At 66.2% G+C, this 18,423-nt stretch carries 15 protein-coding genes; 6 read left to right on the forward strand and 9 right to left on the reverse strand.

Annotated elements, in window-relative coordinates:
* Positions 1 to 79 precede the first annotated feature (79 nt).
* Positions 80 to 1,189 carry a hypothetical protein gene (locus tag G9C85_RS17535; protein WP_166042376.1) on the reverse strand — a complete coding sequence of 370 codons (1,110 nt, stop codon included), beginning with the start codon at positions 1,187 to 1,189 and terminating at the stop codon, positions 80 to 82.
* 158 nt (positions 1,190 to 1,347) lie between these two features.
* Positions 1,348 to 2,028, reverse strand: a complete 681-nt coding sequence (locus tag G9C85_RS17540) for a class I SAM-dependent methyltransferase (protein WP_166042378.1) — start codon at positions 2,026 to 2,028, stop codon at positions 1,348 to 1,350.
* A gap of 264 nt (positions 2,029 to 2,292) precedes the next feature.
* Between G9C85_RS17540 and G9C85_RS17545 the strand changes: the two genes are divergently transcribed.
* From G9C85_RS17545 to G9C85_RS17555, 3 genes are all read left to right on the forward strand, one after another.
* Positions 2,293 to 2,745: a DUF2391 family protein gene (locus G9C85_RS17545; protein WP_166042381.1), complete on the forward strand. Its 453-nt coding sequence runs from the start codon at positions 2,293 to 2,295 to the stop codon at positions 2,743 to 2,745.
* A 161-nt stretch (positions 2,746 to 2,906) separates the two neighbouring features.
* The gene (locus G9C85_RS17550; RefSeq protein WP_166042383.1) at positions 2,907 to 3,485 is read left to right on the forward strand and encodes a hypothetical protein; all 579 of its coding nucleotides are present in this window, start codon (positions 2,907 to 2,909) and stop codon (positions 3,483 to 3,485) included.
* An 18-nt stretch (positions 3,486 to 3,503) separates the two neighbouring features.
* Positions 3,504 to 3,899 (forward strand): nucleoside triphosphate pyrophosphohydrolase, encoded by a 396-nt coding sequence (locus tag G9C85_RS17555; RefSeq protein WP_166042385.1) that lies wholly within the window; start codon positions 3,504 to 3,506, stop codon positions 3,897 to 3,899.
* Positions 3,900 to 3,943: 44 nt separating this feature from the next.
* Here G9C85_RS17555 and G9C85_RS17560 read toward each other — a convergent pair whose 3' ends face one another.
* From G9C85_RS17560 to G9C85_RS17580, 5 genes are all read right to left on the reverse strand, one after another.
* Entirely contained in the window at positions 3,944 to 4,774 is an 831-nt protein-coding gene (locus G9C85_RS17560; RefSeq protein WP_166042387.1) for a hypothetical protein, read from the reverse strand.
* Between the two features lie 233 nt (positions 4,775 to 5,007).
* Positions 5,008 to 6,552, reverse strand: a complete 1,545-nt coding sequence (locus G9C85_RS17565; RefSeq protein WP_166042389.1) for an MATE family efflux transporter — start codon at positions 6,550 to 6,552, stop codon at positions 5,008 to 5,010.
* Positions 6,553 to 6,942: 390 nt separating this feature from the next.
* Positions 6,943 to 7,971 carry a Zn-ribbon containing protein gene (locus G9C85_RS17570; protein ID WP_166042391.1) on the reverse strand — a complete coding sequence of 343 codons (1,029 nt, stop codon included), beginning with the start codon at positions 7,969 to 7,971 and terminating at the stop codon, positions 6,943 to 6,945.
* Positions 7,971 to 8,357, reverse strand: a complete 387-nt coding sequence (locus G9C85_RS17575; protein WP_166042393.1) for a DUF2073 domain-containing protein — start codon at positions 8,355 to 8,357, stop codon at positions 7,971 to 7,973. The genes G9C85_RS17570 and G9C85_RS17575 overlap by 1 nt, the downstream gene beginning before the upstream one ends.
* Positions 8,358 to 8,363: 6 nt before the next feature.
* Positions 8,364 to 9,005 (reverse strand): Era-like GTP-binding protein, encoded by a 642-nt coding sequence (locus G9C85_RS17580; protein ID WP_166042395.1) that lies wholly within the window; start codon positions 9,003 to 9,005, stop codon positions 8,364 to 8,366.
* A 2,223-nt stretch (positions 9,006 to 11,228) separates the two neighbouring features.
* Here G9C85_RS17580 and G9C85_RS17585 point away from each other — a divergent pair.
* A complete protein-coding gene (locus G9C85_RS17585; RefSeq protein ID WP_166042397.1) occupies positions 11,229 to 12,722 on the forward strand; it encodes a Cdc6/Cdc18 family protein in 1,494 nt (497 codons plus the stop codon).
* 249 nt (positions 12,723 to 12,971) lie between these two features.
* Here G9C85_RS17585 and G9C85_RS17590 read toward each other — a convergent pair whose 3' ends face one another.
* Positions 12,972 to 14,144, reverse strand: coding sequence for a S26 family signal peptidase (locus G9C85_RS17590; protein WP_166042399.1), 1,173 nt, complete (start codon positions 14,142 to 14,144; stop codon positions 12,972 to 12,974).
* A gap of 117 nt (positions 14,145 to 14,261) precedes the next feature.
* Between G9C85_RS17590 and G9C85_RS17595 the strand changes: the two genes are divergently transcribed.
* Complete coding sequence (locus G9C85_RS17595; protein WP_166042401.1) at positions 14,262 to 15,938, forward strand: DNA-directed DNA polymerase II small subunit; 1,677 nt, start codon at positions 14,262 to 14,264, stop codon at positions 15,936 to 15,938.
* A 97-nt stretch (positions 15,939 to 16,035) separates the two neighbouring features.
* Here the strand turns inward: G9C85_RS17595 and G9C85_RS17600 are convergent, their stop codons facing one another.
* Entirely contained in the window at positions 16,036 to 16,530 is a 495-nt protein-coding gene (locus G9C85_RS17600; RefSeq protein WP_166042671.1) for a hypothetical protein, read from the reverse strand.
* Between the two features lie 189 nt (positions 16,531 to 16,719).
* On the opposite strand from G9C85_RS17600, the gene G9C85_RS17605 reads away from it, so the two are divergent.
* Positions 16,720 to 17,898: an aspartate kinase gene (locus tag G9C85_RS17605; RefSeq protein WP_166042402.1), complete on the forward strand. Its 1,179-nt coding sequence runs from the start codon at positions 16,720 to 16,722 to the stop codon at positions 17,896 to 17,898.
* Positions 17,899 to 18,423 lie beyond the last annotated feature (525 nt).

Here is an 18,423-nt window from a genome sequence, read left to right on the forward strand (position 1 = left end):
CCAACATCGAGCGAGTGCCGACCGACACCGAGCGGTTACTGACCGTGGATTCACCGGTTTCGAGACCGCGTCGTGGACCTCAGCGGTCGTGCCGTCGTTCCTCCTCGTGCTCCGCGTCCGGCGGCCGTGCGTCGAACGGCCCCACGAACAGCGTCGACCGCGACAGCGTCGCCAGCCGGAACACGTACGCGATCAGTAGCGTGAACGGCGCCAGCGCCACCGTCACCGCCGCACTCACGAACAATAGCTGCGCGTCGACGACCCACACCTGCCCCGGGAACACGTCCGGCGCGTACACCTGCGACGCGACGTACGACGCCACGACCGCCGGCAACCCCACGTACAGGAGCGCCTGGGACAACCCGATGTACTCCTCGCGCAAGTACACCGTCTTCATGTACTCTCGCGCCACCGTGAAGAACTCGAACAGGTCCTCCAGGTCGTCGAACGCTTCGTCCAGAGACTCGAACTCCTCACCGGGATCCGCCGGTGCAGACGCCTGCACCAGCCCGTGTAACTCCCGCACCGACCGCACCTTCTCCGTGATCGCAAACCGCAGCGACGCCGAGACGACGTCGAACTCCCCGAACTCGCTCGCCTCGACCAACTCCCGGACCGCCGCCGCCTCCGCGACGACGTCCCGCACCAGCAAGCTCGTGCGCTCGGCCAGCTCGCCGTCCTCGCCGTCGTACCGGCTCACCGCCGTCTCGAGTTCGGACGAGGACTCCGCGATCTCCGCCAGCAGCAGGTCGAGGAACGTCGACGCCGACGCCGGACTCACCCGCACGCCCGTGAGCTCCGCGACCTGCTCGCGCAACTCCACGGACTGCTCGTAGCGCTCGCGCTGCTCGCCGACCGGCCCCAGTCCCGGCGACAGCACGAGCTGGTTGATCGAGAGCACGATCACCACGACCGAGACGATCGACTTCATCAACTCCACGAGCACGCTCCCCGGCGACACGCCCGTCGTCAGGAACGACTCGACGCCCCCCGGCCCGAACGTCCCAGCGAACAGGATCGTCGCAAACACTCCCGACAGGAGTAAGGCAGTCACGAGGACGCGGTCGGCGTCCAGGAGGAACCATCGCTTCGCCGACAACCACCGTCGCCCCAGCGCGCTCTGGGGCGGCCGCACGTCCGTCGCGTCGTCTATCTTGCGGATCGGCTCCGGTTCGCCGTCCTCGCGCATCGTACCCGAACCCAGTACCAAGGGCGGCTTTAGTAGCCGGTACGTACCGCACCGAGTCCACGGTCGAGCAGCCGTGCAGCCGTGCGACCGTGCGGCCTGCAGCCGTGCGGCTGTGCGGCCGTTGGACTGTGCGGCCGTTGGACTGTGCGGCCGTGCGGCTACGGGGCGACGCCGACGGTCAGCAGCGTCCCGTACTCGCGGTAGCGCTCCGTCATCGCCTCGCGCGTCTCCCAGTCGTCGGAGGGGAACTCGCTCTCGTCGGGGATCTCGATGTCGCGGTCCGGAATGGTGTCCTGCTCTGCGACGACGAAGCCCGCGTCGCGGAACGCCGCACGGTACTCGTCGCGACTCCACCGCGTCATCTCGACGCCAATCGAGTCCTGCCAGTCGTGACTGTGGACGTTCTCCTCGTAGTAGTTCACCGCACAGTAGAACGTCCCGCCCGGTCGCAGCACTCGCCCGACCTCCCGGAGCGTCTCCTCGGGGTCGCTCGCGTAGTAGAACGCTTCCATCGTCCAGACGTGGTCGACGCTGTCGTCCGCGAACGGCAGACTCCCGAAGTCCCCGACGACGTACCCGACGTCCGCGTCGTCCGTGTACCCGCGCGCGTTCCGCGTCATCTCCGGCGACCCGTCCAGCCCGTACACCCGGCCCGCGTCGTCGGCGTCCTTCAACGCACGTCCGGCGTACCCGCTCCCGCAGCCCAGGTCGAGGACGACGTCCCCGGCCTCCACCGGCATCCGCGCCAGCGCGTGCTTCGCCGTGTGCCAGTGTCGGTCCTCCATGCCCTTGTCGCGGCCGTCGGCCGCCCACGCGTCGAACTCCTCGCGAACGCTCATGGTCGACTCCAGACGCGCCCCCGTCAAAACCCGTTCGCTCCAGCACTCGCTCGATCCAGGCCCGGCAAAGTTACCCCACGCAATCTGACGAAGTTACCCCACGCAATCTGACGAAGTTACCCCACGCGATTCGACACAGTTACCCCACAGTTGGAACGGGGGCGTTCGAATCGGTTCGAGTCGATTCGAGTCGGTGCGAGTCGGTTCGGGGGACGTCGCCCCGTTCCCCGAGGGTTTTTCTACGGCGGCGGCGTCGCTCGCGGCATGGTCGGCCGACGGAAGCGGTACGCGCTCGCCGACACCGCCCAACAGCTCGTCGGCGGGTTCCTGCTCGCGGGCCCGTTCGTCGTCACCGAGGAGGTCTGGGTACTCGCGTCGAACATGACGGTCCTGCACGCACTCGTCACCACCGGCATCGTGTTCGCGATCGGGTACGGCGCGCTCTACAAGGCCGACGACGAACGCGACCCCGACCAGGAGGCCGAAGTCGCCGGCATCCCCGTCCGATTCGTCTCCCTGATGCTCGTCGCGTTCGGCTCCGTCACCATCCTCGCGCTCGCGTTCTCCGCCCCCACGACGTTCCTCGTCGGCGAAGACGCGATCCTCGGCGAGACCGCACCGAGCACGATGGACCTCGCGACGAACACGCTCAAGGCTGTGAGCGTCGGCGCCATCTTCAGCGTCGTCGGGGCCGCCACCGCCGACAGCGTCTTCTAAACGCCGACAGCGCCGACGGCGCTATTTGAGCCCCGAAACCGGCGACAGCGTCTGCCGCACGTTGTCGCAGGGAGCAGTCGTCGCGTCCCAGCCATCCCGTGCTAGCGAACCGCAAGCGGGCACCCGAACGCCTAAGTCTATCCCGCCGGTTCCACCCGACTATGGACTACACCCTCGCCGTAGACGGGACCGAGGACACCATCCCCGGAGGCACAGGCATCCTCCTCGTCCACCCGTCGACAGGCGAAACCGACCGCATCGACACCGACTTCCTCCGCGACGACACCGACCACTTCCTCGTCATCTCCACGCGAACCACCGCCCGAGAAGTCCGACAGAAACTCGACTACTACGACGTCGACGAAGACAAGGCCGTCATCCTCGACACGCTCAGCGTCGAGCGCGGCTACTCGCGACGCTCCAGCGACAACGTCCACTACGTCTCCGCGCCCGACGACCTGGACGGCATCGTCGAGCAAGCCGAACGATTCCTGCAAGCGTACGACGGCAAACTCCGCCTCAGCGTCGACTCCATCACCGAACTCGCGTACTACGCCGGCGAGGAACAGACCGAGGACGCCGTCGGCCGCCTGCTCGACCTCCTCGCGGAGTACGACGCCGTCGGCCTCTTCCACCTCTCCGAAGAAGTCCACGACGACGACGTCGTCGCCTCCTACCGCGACCGCTTCGACGTCGTCGTCGACCTCGACGTCGACGGCAACGTCGAACTCACCGACTGACCGAATCGGTTCTACATCATGTCCGACAACACCGATAGCGACCGCGACGAGTACGTCGGCGAGTACGATAAGCTCGTTCGCGACGACATCCCGTCGGTCGTCCGCGAGGACGGCAACAAACCGGTGACCCGGCGCGTCGACGGCGACGAGTACGAGCGCTACCTCGCCGCGAAGCTCGTCGAGGAAGCGACGGAGTACGCCGCCGCGCTCGGCGACGACAACGACACCGAGGCCGACGACGAGGACCCGATCTCGGAACTCGCGGACGTCCACGCCGTCCTCGACGCGATCGTCGCCGCCAGCGACCACTCGACAGAGGCCGTCGCGGCCAGGGTCAGAGAGAAAGCGAGCGACCGCGGCGGGTTCGCGGACGGCGTCGTCCTCGAACGCATCGTCGCCGGCGACGACGACTGAGCGAACGTCGCCGACGACGACCGAACTCGAGACGCCCGTCGCGGTCAGTCCTCGAGCGCGTCGAACGTCTTCGCCGCCCACTTCACCGCGAACGGCGCGCCGCGCTCGCGGTACGCATCGGTGTCGAGTGCCGCGAACGGCGACGGCACTGTCAGGTCGTGCTTGATCGCGCTACAGGCGAGTTCCGCGGCGTCCGCGAATTCGGTCTCGCCGCGCGCGACCTCCCGCGGCAGGCCCTCCAACCGCGTGGACAGGTGCTCGCCCGCGTCCACCCACGCCTCCCCGAGATCGGCGCGCTCGTCGTCCGCCTCCGTCCACTCCAAGAACGCGTCCCGCGAGTGCAGGCCGAGCCAGCCCTCGTACAGCGCGTTCGCGAGCTGATAGGTCGCGTTCGGGCCGAGCGACGTCGCCGCCGCCAGCTCTCGGTACGCCGGGCCGAAGAACGGCAGGAAGTGCTCGGGCGCAGCCGCAACGCCCTCGACGTCCGCTCGCGCAGCCGATGCCTCCACGCCCAGTTCGACGAGTGCCTCCGCGACGAGGAAGTCCACGAACGACGCAGGCGACCCCTCGACGCGAGCCTTCACGATCACGACCGGCGGCGTCGTCTGGCGTGTCCACGTCACGCTTCCGTCGCCTGGCATCCCGACCGTGAAGTCGCCACCAGCGAACCGCCGGAGGAGCGCGGGCGCGTCCTCGGGCAGCCACTCGTCGGGGTACGTCGACGGCTCCAGGGCGTCGACGAGCAACCCGAGGTCCTCCGCTTGCGCCGGCGGCAGCGTCTCGAAGTCGCCGTCCGCGTCGAGACACCGGGCGCTCGGCGCCCACGTCGCCCGGACGCGTTCCACGGCCGGCGACAGCGAGCGGTCGGAGAACATCCTGTCAGGTCGACAGCGTGACGGCCATCAACGATAGCGCGAGCACGGCCGACACGCCGACGGTCACGAGTACGATCTTCGTAGCATCGCTCATGCACGCATCGTCCGACCGCTCGGGCTTACCGTTTTCGAACCTCCTGCCCGACCAGCGTCCGGCGACCGCCAGGTCGCCGGTTCCGTCCTGATGCGTCTACGCGTGCTCCTGCCCGAATAGTAGACGGCGACCGCGATGGCTAGCCGGATGCGTCCGCGCCGACGTCGGACGCTCGCGCGATGGCGCGCCACGCCCCGGACTTGAAGCGGACGGCGTTCACTACGGCGCGAAAGTGCATGTCCAGCAGGATTGCCGCGTACACCGCCGGGACGCCGAGGCCGATGCCGGGCGTGAACCCGACGCCGAGGATGCCGACGGAGAGCGTCGCCGGGAGCGCGAGGAACACCACCGGGAGCTTCAGGAGGTACGTGCCCGCGAGCGTCCCGTAGAACGGCCACGTCGTGTCGCCGGCGCCGCGGAGGCCGCCGCGCATCGTCCGCGACACCGCGAACGCGCCGACCCCGAGTCCGAACACGCGCACGAACCTGACGGTGTCCGCGACGTGCTCGGACCCGAACGCGAGCGAGATCGGGCGCGCGAGCACGACGAGTACGACCGCGATACACAGTTGGGTGGCCAGTGCTACGCGGAGCGTCGCCCACCCCGCTGCCGCCGCGCCGTCCCCGTCGCCCTCGCCGACGCGCTGCCCGACGAGCGTGCTCGCCGCCGTCGAGTACCCCCACGCCGGCATCATCGCGAGCAACATCACGCGCCGCCCGATCGCGTACGCTGCGAGCGTTCCCGTCCCGAACGCGCCGAGGACGAACAGGAACGGGAACCGGCCGAACGTCCGCGACAGCCGCGTCCCAGCGAGCGGCAACCCAACGCGGACGACCTCGCGCGCGATCGACGAGTCCCACACGTCGCCGCCGGCCCCGCTCGAAACCCCAGGAGCGTTCGAGCGGCCCGGGAGTGGGAGGCGGCCCGAAAGCGGGAGGCTGCCCGGGAGTGGGAGGCGAACCGGGAACCGCGACGTCGACAGGAGCACGAGGAACACGCCCGCGGCGAGCACGTTCGCTGCGACCGTCCCCCACGCTGCCCCCGCCACACCCATCGGCTCCACGGGGCCGAGCCCGAAGATGAGGACCGCGTTCAGGCCGATGTTCGTCGGGAGCGTGAGGAGTCGGACGTACATCGGCGTTCGCGTGTCGCCCGCGCCGGCGAGCGCGCGCGCCGCGGTCATGCTCCAGAACCGGAACGCGACCGACAGCATCACGATCCGGAGGTACGTCGCACCCATCGCGGTCACGGTCTCGTTCGGCGCGAGCACGGCGACCAGTGGCTCCGCGTACACCCACGCGACGGCCGTCATCGGGATCGAGAACGCGAGCGACAGCCACAGCGACACCGCGACCGTCGTGTTCGCCCGCCCGAACTGCCCGGCGCCGACGAACCGCGACACTGCACTGATCGTGCCGCTCGTGAGCGCGAGCGACAGTCCGAACGGGATGAAGTAGTACTGGAAGCCGAGTTCGAGCGCCGCGACTGCGGACGCGCCGACGGCCTGCCCGACCATCAGGAAGTCCGCCGTCCGCAGGAACGTCCGGAGCGCGCCCGTCACCATCACGGGCAACGCCAGGTCGAACGCCTCGTCGCCGTGCTCGCGGTCCACGATACCGAGCCGCGCGAGCAACGCCGGGAACGCGAACGCGATGCGGCGCGCTCCCTCACGGAGCCGACCCATCGAGAGTCACGGTCGTCGCTACCGACCCCACTCTCTTACCGATTACGTCCACCGAACGAGCGTCGACGAACTGCGACTCGCCCGCCACCTTATCAGCATCTCCAGACGAAACGAAGGGGTATCGCTGGTGAGTGACCACCCCCTCTCGTCCAGCGCGACGCGGAGAATTTCAATTTCGTAACAAGAAACGGTTCTAGAACAGGAAGTCGCTTCGATACAGAAGATGGTCGACCCGGATTCCCGGACGAACAGGCGACCTCGACTCGCGGCGGGCAGGCCCCGACTCGCGGCGGTCAGTCGACCTCGACTCGCGACGGCGCACAGGCCCCGACCCGCAACGGGCCGTAGTCCTGTCTCGTGCCGGTGCTCGGTCCGAATTCTGGCGAATCGTCAGTCCGGGCTGGCGTCGCCGCGCCAGGACTCCGGGACCTCGATGACGTACCGGCCGTCCTCCTGGAGCGAGATGATGTACTCCTCGCGGTCGTACAGCTCCATCAGGTTCAGTTCGTACTTCCCGGGATCGAGCACTTTGATGCTCTCGAACTGGCTGTTCAGCTCCTCGCGGAGCTCGTCGAGGTCCGGCGAGTCCTCGTCCGGCTCGCTCGCCACGTCGCCCGCACTCTGTCGCTCAGGGATGCTCGAGGACCCCCGCGACGGCGGGCGGTCCGCGCGCTCGGAGGCGTCCACTTCACCCGGCGACGCGCCCCCAGCGTCGGGCGTCTCGTGACTCGGCAACTCGTCCGGCGACACCACGTCCGACCGCGCCGACCGCTGCGCGTCGTCCTCCGTCTCGTTCATCTGCGCCGTGATGCTCGAGTCGTCCTCCGCCGACGCCTCCGCGCCTCCAGCGTCCACAGACGCCTCCGCGCCTCCAGCGTCCACAGACGCCTCCGCACCACCAGCGTCCACAGACGGCGACGTCTCGGTCCGCGACCCCGACGCGTCCTCACGGCGCCGCGCCTTCTCCGAGGGCGTGTCGTACGCCTCCGTCCCCGACTTCGGCCACGATCCTTCGTTCGACGCCGTCGACTCCGACGACGTCGACGACGCGCTCGACTGTGACGCGTTCGACTGCGACGCGCTCGCTTGCGACGTGTTCTGCTGCGATGCGGGCGACTTCGATGGCTCGTCTGTCGACGGGGACGACGAGATTGGGTCCGTCGCACTCGAAGCGTCCGCGGACTCGCCACCGCGACCGACGAGGTCGCGGACCGTCGACGCCGCACGACTCATCGCACCCGCCGACTCCTCCCCGCCCGACGACTCCGCGGTCGCAGTCGCGCCGCTCTCCGCGCCGACGTCGACCGCGTCAGCCGGCTTGAACTGGAACTTGTTACCCCCGCAGTCCGGACACCCCGACAGCATCTCCTTCGAGCCGTCCGGGAACGTCCGACTACACTCCGTGCACTGATGAGGCATTATTTCCGGGAGACCAGCGCGCTGATTACCGTCTCGTCCTTGTGCAACGTCTCGATCTGGTTCGCCGGGCCGATGACCGTCAACTTCGACGTCTCCTCTCGACCCATGATCCGACCGAGGATACCCGTGTCACTCGTCTTCGACCGCGGGTACGTCTCGATCTCGATCCCGTTGAACTCGTCCGGACTGATCTCCGTCATCGTCACCTCGATCAACTTCGACTCCTCGTCCGGCGACAACCCATCCTCGAGGATGACGATCTTTCCGTCGCGAACGCCGTCCAGGATCATCCGTATCTTCTCCATGCTCGCCAGGCCGTCCATCCGCTCGGCGCTGATGAGGTCGATCTGGACGCCGTCGCCGTCTGATGCTTTCGCTTCAGGCATACACGGTCACCCGAAGTACTCCGCTATCTTGTCGTACACTTCGTCCATATTGTTACCCTCCAATGCCGACAGCGGCACCGTCTCGTGCTGCGGGAACGCGTTCCGGATCCGCTGCGTGCTCGAACCCTCGAGGTCGATCTTGTTCGCGAAGATGAGCACGGGGAGGTCGCGGCTCTCGATGATCCCGATGAGCATCGTATTCACTTGCGTGAACGGATCCTCCGTCGAATCCAGCACGTAGATGACGCCGTCGACATCCTCGCGAAGCCAATGCATCGCCTCCGCGACGCCCTCGGTGGCCTCACGGCTGCGTCGGACGGCGTCGTCCTTCTCCATCTCGTAGTCGAGGAACTCCTCGTAGTTCACCTTCGTCGTCACGCCCGGCGTGTCGACGATGTCGATACTCACCGACTTCCCGTCGCGCTCGATTTCCACGTTCTCCTTCCGACGCGCTCGTCGCGTCTCGTGAGGGATGTGGCTCTCCGGACCGATCGCGTCCCCGGTCCAGTCTCGAGCGATTCGGTTCGCCAGTGTCGTCTTGCCTGCGTTCGGCGGTCCGTAGATGCCGATACGCTTCTGTTCGTCCTCCGAGAAGAGGCTGTCCGTAACCCGTTGGAGGCTGTCTTTGAGTCCTGATAGCAGTCCCATCCTAGTCTATCCTCCCGTCCGCGTTCGATTGTGTGTGTAGCACACGGCTCTCGCCTCGCGATTCGACGGGCGCCGGGCCCGCGTCGACGGGGTGCGTTCCAGCGGCCCGCGTGGGAGCCTAGTCGGGGCCGTGGCGACGCCGTCGAAGCGCGCGGCATCTGCCCGGCGAGTCAGGGAGATCCCCAGACGTCTCGGGCATGGACGGCGCGTGCTTGCGCGACGATTTGCGTGCGTCTGGACGTACTACCGCACTGGATTCACTTAAGCCTGTGTCAGACATGGAAGTAAGACATCATTAACTCCGATTGTTTCGAGTGGAATCACTCCTGTTCAGCTCGGCTTCCCGCCGGACGAGACTCGGAGGCATGAACGGGTCGAAACGCGACTCTACCGGAACCACCACTGTTTCGACTGGAGTGGTACGACGGGTTTACTTCGCGAAAGATCGTGCTACGAAATTCTCTTCCGAGATTGGCTGTCAATGGACGAGAACGACTCGATGACCCCGACCGACCATTCTGAGAAACGCCGCTGACCGGTTCGGCTCTCTCACTCGGATCGCCTGACAGCCGTGACGGTACTAGTCGGTCGCTGGCGTCGAGGAAGGAGACGGTACAGGTCGACTCTCAACACCCACCCGCGCTCCGGACGAATTCGTTCCCGACCACTTTCTCGTTCCCGACCCCGTTTGACTATGAGACGGAAACAGATGTGGCCTGTCGGCCTCCTCAACTCTGGGAAGGGAACGAATGTGGCGTGTTGACGATTCGACACTGGGAGCCCCCCACCCCTTCGTTTCGGGTGGAACTCGTGGGTGGGTGGGGGTGCGTCGTGGGAGGTAGCGGTGTTTCGGGTGCCGGTCGGGAGAGTCGACGTGGACGGGGGAACACGTATTGGAAGTTCTTCTAGAGTTTTCTAGAAGAACCGAACAACTTCCTAGATAACTAGAATAGAAACAGACAGATAGGCTGTTTTGTTTGGTTTACGGATATGGTTATACTACTTCCCACTTAGTCCTTCCGGAGCTAGAGACCCCCTCCCCCACCCCACACCCACAACCCGTTCCACCCGAAACGAAGGGGTGGGGGGGTCCCGACCCCACCATCGACATCCATCCCTCTCTTCGAGTGGAACGGCACCCCGACCCGAATTCGCTCTGGCAACCCCCAGTAGATCCCCGAGACGAGATACCATACCACTCGACTTCCAGCTGCACCGACGACGGGTTCGGTCGTACAGTCGACACCTTCCTCACCGTTCGCCGCTCTCCGCGCTGGGTCCAACAGGAGATCGACCGAATCCATCGGAAGCCGATCGAGTTGATCGGAAGGCAACCGGATCGATTGAGGCCGAGATTCACCTCGACTTGAGCACATCGACCCGGCCCGACTCGACCGGACCCGACCCGACTCGACCGGACCCGACCGGACCCGACTTGAGCCGAACCCATCTCCTCGACACCTGTGATACCGGTCTAATCCAGGAGGATCCGTTTCTCTCGATTGCGACCACCGAACGTGACGAACCGAACCCCCTCGTTTCGACTCTACCGACGTCTCTCACCAGCGTTCCAGCGAAGCGTCGATGTCGAGTTGCATCCGAAGGGGACGTCCTCGCTCCCGTTCAGTGGACGCGGTGGGCCCGCGATAGGCTCTACAAACCTGATCGACCGATGATCACCTCTCTCGACCGTATCCCGTTTCGTCTGTGGACTGTCTTCCGTTTCGTCTATGGACTGTTTCCCGTTTCGTCTCGACCCGCTCTCTACGGTTCGACAGAGAACGGGTCGACTGAGTCGTCTCGACCTGAAATGGTCGATTGAGGGGAACGTGGCGAGCACCGATGCCCCGCCGTCCAAAGAATTAGAAACGATGGTCACCTGCGTTCGCGCGTAGCGTGCGATAGTACCTATTAGAGCTATACGGTGGTTTTCGGGCGGCAACGCTTGGCTGTGGGTCGTTCTCCCCTCGTCTGCTCGCGTCGGTTCCGAAGCGAACGTGGCTGCTGGCCAGGGCGGCGGAGCGTGGTTCGGTCGTGACTCGAGGTGCGACCTGGTGGGGAAGGAGCAACTATTAAGTACCTCCTCTTCATCTGGTTCGTCTGCATCAACTGGACGTTTCGCGAACGTACGATCGAGAGAATACCTCCCGTTCGGGGTTCTCTACGGCCGCACTCTCCGAATGAACGGCGCGGACTCCAGTAGAAACGAAGGGGTATGGGAATATGTCCAACGACGACGCCGATACGGCGGACGAGCAACGACGGGAGGACCGCGACTTCGACGTGGACCTCGACGAGGTCGTCCTCGACGAGGGCGACGACGAGGAGTCGACGGGCCTGTTCGACGACTTGCTGAGTGGCGAACCGATCTTCGAGAACAAGGAAGTGCTGCGGCCGTCGTACACGCCACACGAACTCCCTCACCGAAAGGAGCAGATCAACAAGATGGCGACCATCCTGGTCGCCGCGCTCCGTGGCGAGACGCCGTCGAACATCCTCATCTACGGGAAGACCGGGACGGGGAAGACCGCGAGCGCGAAGTTCGTCAGTCAGGAACTCGAGTCGACGAGCCAGCGCTACGACGTGCCCTGCGAGGTCGAGTACATCAACTGCGAGGTCACCGACACCCAGTATCGCGTGCTCGCACAGCTCGCGAACAAGTTCATCGAGCAGAACGAGCAGTACATCGACGGTCGCGTCGAGGAACTCGAAGAACTCCTCGAGGCCGTGGACGAGGAACGGCCCTCGGAGGTGCTGCCGGAGACCGAGTTCGATTCGACGGAGGAAGTGGAGGACCGCATCGAGTCGTTGCTCGCGGACAAGGAGGAGTTCGAGGAGGTCCCGATGACGGGGTGGCCGACGGACCGCGTGTATAGCGTGTTCTTCGACGCGGTCGATTACCACGAGCGCGTGGTCGTCATCATGCTCGACGAGATCGACAAGCTCGTCGAGAAGTCCGGCGACGACACCCTGTACAATCTGTCGCGGATGAACTCGGAGCTCCAGAACTCGCGGGTCTCCATCATGGGGATCTCGAACGACCTGAAGTTCACGGACTTCCTGGACCCGCGCGTGAAGTCGAGTCTCGGCGAGGAGGAGATCGTGTTCCCGCCGTACGACGCAAATCAGTTGCGGGACATCCTCCAGCATCGCGCGGACGTGGCGTTCAAGACGGAGGCGCTCACGGACGACGTCATCCCGCTGTGTGCGGCGTTCGCGGCCCAGGAGCACGGGGACGCGCGGCGGGCGCTCGACCTGCTGCGGACGGCGGGCGAGCTCGCCGAGCGCGACCAGGCGGAGGTCGTCGACGAGGCGCACGTCCGGAAGGCTCAGGACAAGATCGAGCTCGACCGCGTGGTGGAGGTGGTGCGGACGCTCCCGACGCAGTCGAAGCTCGTCCTGTTCTCGATCATCAGCCTGGAGAAGAACGGCGTGCACAACATCAACACGGGCGAGGTGTACAACATCTACAAGCGCCTCTGCGAGGAGATCGACGCGGACGTCCTCACGCAGCGGCGCGTGACGGACCTCATCAGCGAACTCGACATGCTCGGGATCGTGAACGCGGTCGTGGTCTCGAAGGGCCGCTACGGCCGGACGAAAGAGATCTCGCTGTCGGTCCCGATCGACGAGACGGAGGCGGTCTTGCTCTCGGATTCGCGCCTCGGCGACATCGACGACGTCCAGCCGTTCGTGCAGGCGCGCTTCGACAACTGAGCGCGGACGACTCGTCCACCGACAGCAAGAGACGGATGCAGTCGGCGTCTGGCCGCATCGGTGTGTATTCACGTCGGCGTCTGGCCGCATCAGCATCTGGTCGCATCGACGTTCGCGGTTCGAGGCTACTGGTCGTTCTCAAGGCGAAACAAAGGGGATGCAATTCCAGCAGACGGCAAGGCAATTACCGACGTTTCGTATGGAAGGAAATCGGCGCCGGAAGGGTCTCCCTGAAGGGGATCGACGTGGTTAGCGGCGCGTGGCGAAGACGGTGGCACCGGCGAGGCCGAGTGCGCCGAGTCGCGCGAACAGCTCGGTGCTCGACCCGAGGGGCGTCGGGCCGGTGAGGGCGAGCTTTGCGAACTGGAGACGAATCCAGCCGAGGAGGGGGACGCGGACCTCGGCTTTGCCGCGGACCCATTCGTCTTTGACGATGGTGCTCTGGTCGCCAACTTGGTCGTACGTCGGGTTAGCGTCGCCTTTCGTGATGAAGCCGTCGTAGGGGGCGGGACACATGTCCCGTGGGACTTCCGCGCAGGAGTCGACGCCGCCGAGGTACGCGGGGTCGGCGTCCTCGACCCAGTTCTCGCCTTCCTCGACGTAGAATTGCGCGCGATGAATAATGGGGGTACGTCGGTCGTCGCCGTAGGGACTGTAGACGACGACGTCGCCCTGGCTGCCGAACTTCGAGTAGCCATTCGCCGCGTTCGCGGATTCGTACGTCGAGATGCCGGTGTCCTCGACGCCGCTCTGGGGCACGTACCGGTCTTCGTCGACGATGAACACGAGGTCGCCCTTGGACATGTGGGGTTCCATGCTCCCGCTCTCGACGGCGACGAGCGGCGGCCAGATGCCGGAGATCGCGAACAGTACGAGACCGATGACGGCGACCGCTGCGACGCTGGAGAGGACGTCGCGGACCAGTACGACGGCGCCGTTGTGCGTGTTCATGAACCACGTGTAGAGGCCGTCGTCGGCGATGGTCGGCTGGTCGTCGCCGGTGGTGCGTGCGGGTGGTTTCTCTGGCGCGGTGCGTTCGCCGAGCGTCGATTCGGCGTCGGCGGTCGAAGCGGCTGAGTCTGTGTTGCTGGTCGCGGCGACAGAACCGTCCGTTGCAGTCGTAGCGGCCACGTCGCCGTCGGATTCGTCGACGTCTCTCGCACGCTCGCCCTCGACCCCGTCGACGACCGTCGCATCGTCGTCGTCAATGGGGTCGCTCCTGGTAGTTGCGTCGTCGCCTGCGGGAGGGGCGTCGTCGGCGGCGTGGGTGTCGTCGTCGGCAGCGTGGGTGTCGTCGTCGGCGGCGTGGGTGTCGTCGTCGGCTGTGGTCCAGTCGTCGGGCCAGCCGTCGGGACGGTCGTCGGCCTCGGTGGGTGTCCCGTCGGCGTCGTCGCCCCTGTCGTCGGGGTCGTGCCCGGTCATCTTGGTCGAGGTTGCAGCGCGCCGGGAATGAACCTTCTGTCTCGGGTCGTCGCGGTGGCGGGTGTCGAGGTCGGTCGTTCCGCTATGCTTTTGCCCGCCGGTGCGCTTTCGAGTGGTGTGCCACAGGAGGCGCCGGCGCGCGTGGTTCGCGAACTGGCGAGCCGCGGCTACAACGCCGAGCGCGAGGCGGTGACCCTTCTCTCGCGGACGGACGATTCGGGTGCGGCCATCGAGCGCGTCGTCGACGCGCTCGACGCGGACGTCTTGAAGGTGACGCGCGAGGACGTCGAGGGCGCGCTCGGCGACACCGGTGGGAGTGCGCGACCGGGTGCTGGCGATGCCGGCGGTAGTGCGCGACCGGGTGCTGGCGGCGTCGACGGGGATGCGCGAACCGATGCTGGGAGCGATGACGCGGCGACCGCAACCGCGACGGACGGGACCCCATCCTCCCCGCCGGAAGACCCCTCCGTTTCGACTGGACCGATTCCGGAAGACGCGGGCGGAGCGAGTGCGAGCGACTCGTCGATGGAGGGCGCTCCAGTCGAAACGAAGGGGGTTGGGTCGTTCGAGCGGACGGTCGACGAGGCGTTGCGGGAAGTCGAGATCGCGGGCGACGTCACCGGTCACTCCACGGGAACCGGCGCGTACGAGGACTTCGTGTCCGTGTTCCGCGACCGCTACGACCGCCTCGGGAGCAAGCTCCGCGGGCGCGTCAACCACAGGCCGACGGACAGCATCGAGGACATGGTCGGCGGGAGCGACGTCGGCCTCGTCGGGATGGTCAACGACGTCCGGTCGACGAAGAACGGCCATTGGATCGTCGAACTCGAGGACACGAACGGCGTCTTCCCGTGTCTCGTCACGAAGGACCGCGACCTCGCGGACCGCGTCGACGAACTCCTGTTCGACGAGGTCGTCGCGATCGAGGGGTCGCTCAGCGACGACGGCGGCATCGTCTTCGTCGACTCGCTGTACTTCCCCGACGTTCCCCGCACGTACAAGCCGAGTACGGCCGACCGCCACGTGCAGGCGGCGCTCGTGAGCGACGTCCACGTCGGCAGCCAGGAGTTCCTCGCGGACGCCTGGACGCGATTCACGGACTGGCTCCACACCGAGGAGGCCGAGCACGTCGAGTACCTACTGATCGCGGGCGACATGGTCGAGGGCGTCGGCGTCTACCCGAACCAGGACGAGGAACTCTCGATCGTCGACCTCTACGAGCAGTACGAGCGCTTCAGCGAGTACCTCAAGCAGGTCCCGGGGGACATGGAGATCGTGATGATTCCGGGGAACCACGACGCGGTCCGGCTCGCGGAACCGCAGCCGGGGTTCGACGACGACCTCCGCGAGATCATGAGCGCGCACGACGCGCGCATCGTTGGGAACCCCTCGACGGTGACGATCGAGGGCGTGAGCGTCCTCATGTACCACGGCGTGAGTCTCGACGAGGTCATCGCGGAGTTCCCCGAGGAACAGGCGAGTTACGACGAACCGCACAAGGCGATGTACCACCTCCTGAAGAAGCGTCACGTCGCGCCGCAGTACGGCGGGCACACGCGACTGGCGCCCGAGGACCAGGACTACCTCGTCATCGACGACGTCCCCGACGTCTTCCACACCGGGCACGTCCACAAGCTCGGGTACGGCAAGTACCACAACGTCCTCGCGATCAACTCGGGATGCTGGCAGGCGCAGACGGACTTCCAGAAGTCCGTGAACATCGACCCCGACTCGGGGTACGCGCCGATCCTCGACCTCGACACGCTAGACGTCACCATACGCAAGTTCACGTAGCCCGTCGATTCGCTGGACGTCACCATCCGCAAGTTCACGTAGCCCGTCGATTCGCTGGACGCACTCGTCCGCGAGTTCGCCTGACGAATCACTCCGTTCAGGCCGGTGAAAGCCGATAGCGGACGGTCTGCTGGCCGTCGAACCGCGGGCCGGCGCCGTCGCTCTCGAACCCGGCGCGTTCGGCGGCGGTCGCGACGTCGCCCTCGTCGTCGGTCACGAGCAGTTCCACGCGCATCCCCTCGGTCTCCGCGAACCGGACCGGTTCGGCGAGCAGGCGCTCGCACGCTTCCGGGGTCCCGTCGATCTGGGTGACGTGCACGACGTCGTTCCGGACGTCGAAGCTCACGAACCCGACGACGTCGTCCGAGTTCACGTCGTTGCCGTCGGCAGTGGGGTCCGTCGCGTCCGGGTTCTCGTCCGTCGCGCCGGGACTCTCGGCTGTCGCGGCCGGGTCCTTGTGCGTCGCCTCCGCGTCGCGTTCGGCGACCCGGACGGTCCGGTCGTGAACGATGTTCCGCATGACGTCCGCCGGGGCGTCGGCGATGGCTGCCATCGCTTCGGCGTCCGCTTCGACCGCGTCGCGTACTCGCATCATCGGGTGCTAACGAACCCCACGACCATAACTCCCCGCGCCCGCGTCGTCGACGGGTCCCGATCGGTGGCGTATCGGAGACCGGCAGTTCTTTCCCCGGAGGACAGGAGTTATCTCGCGGCGCGGGGTAGGGTGGATCATGACTCTTCGATACGCCGTGCTGACGGGCGACCGCTGCGAGGTGACCGGATGCGCGTAGTCGCGAAGTTCGGCGGGACGAGCCTCGGGAGCGGCGACCGCATCAACCGGGCCGCGGACTCCATCGCGGCGGCGGTCCGCGAAGGCCACGAAATCGCGGTCGTCGCGAGCGCGATGGGGAACACGACCGACGAGCTCTTAGAGGAGATCCAGTTCGACGTGGACGAGCTCGACCGGGCGGAGATCGTGTCGATGGGCGAGCGGACGTCCGTGCGGATGCTGAAGGCCGCGCTCGCGTCGCGCGGCGTCGAAGCGAAGTTCTACGAACCGGGCGTCGACGACTGGCCGGTCGTGACGAACGCCTCGGGCGAGGTCGACGTGGAGGCGACGACCGAGCGCGCGGCCGCGGTCGCGGCGGACCTCGACGCCGTCGTCCCGGTCATCACGGGGTTCCTCGCGGAGGGCCCTGACGGCACCGTCACCACGCTCGGGCGCGGCGGGAGCGACACGACCGCGGTGATGCTCGGGAAGTACATGGATGCGGACGAGGTCGTCATCGTCACCGACGTCGAGGGCGTCATGACGGGCGACCCGCACGTCGTCGAGGGCGCGCGGAACGTCGGCCAGATCTCCGTCGACGAACTCCGGAACCTCTCCTTCCGGGGGGCCGAAGTCGTCGCACCGTCCGCGCTCTCGTACAAGGAGGACGACCTGGACGTCCGCGTCGTCCACTACCAGCACGGCGACCTGCTCGCGGGCGGGACGCGCGTCACCGGGAAGTTCCAGAACCTCGTGGACATGCGCGAGACCCCGCTGGCGTGCCTCACAGTCGCCGGACGCGCGATCCGGAACCAGACGGGCGTGTTCAGCACGCTCAGCAAGTCCCTCTCGGATTCCGGCGTCAACGTCGACGCGGTGTCCTCGGGGATGGACTCCGTGACGTTCTACGTCGACGAAGTCGAGGCCGAGCGCGCGGAGAACATCCTGCACCGCGAGGTCGTCGACGAAGAGCACCTCTCCTCGGTCACCGTCGACGACGACGTCGCGGTCGTCCGCGTCACCGGCGGCGAACTCCCGAACCAGCCGGGCGTCATGGCGGCGATCGTGAACCCGCTCGCGGACGCGAACATCAACATCCACGACGTCATGACGTCGGCGACGAGCGTCGCCATCTTCGTCGCGTGGGACGACCGCGAGGAGACGCTCGAACTCGTCCAGGACCGGTACTGACCATCTTTTTCCCGCTCGGGTGTCCTCGCTCGCTCCGCTCGCTGCGGACACCGCTCGCGGCAAAAACATGGGTGAAAAAGGCCGGACGACTCGCTCCCTGCGGTCGCTCGCGTCCGGTGAACCGCCTCGCTCGCAGTCGCTCGCTCGGCGGACGCACTGGCGTTCGGCCGTTCACGCGAAAGCTCTCCCCTCAACGAGCGAGCGGGGCGATTGCCCCCGAGCGAAGTAGGGGAGGTAGTTTACCCGGCTTTACAAATGCTGATTTCCGGCGTGTCCAGATCTCGATCCAATCCTGGACGCTCGTCTCGATGAAAGAACTGTTAGGTACGTCTGCGTATTGGTCAAACCTCGACAAGAAGAAGGCTTATTTTATTACCACATTACCACTCTGTATGAATGTTCCCTCCACTCTATCTCGCCGTGACGCACTCCGCATTGGTGCAGTCATCATTACAACGGCAACAGCTGGCTGTGGCTCCTCTCCAAAATCGGATTCCACTGGACTCGTTCTCCACAGTGCGCTTG

Source organism: Halorubellus sp. JP-L1 (assembly GCF_011440375.1).
GTDB lineage: Archaea > Halobacteriota > Halobacteria > Halobacteriales > Natrialbaceae > Halorubellus.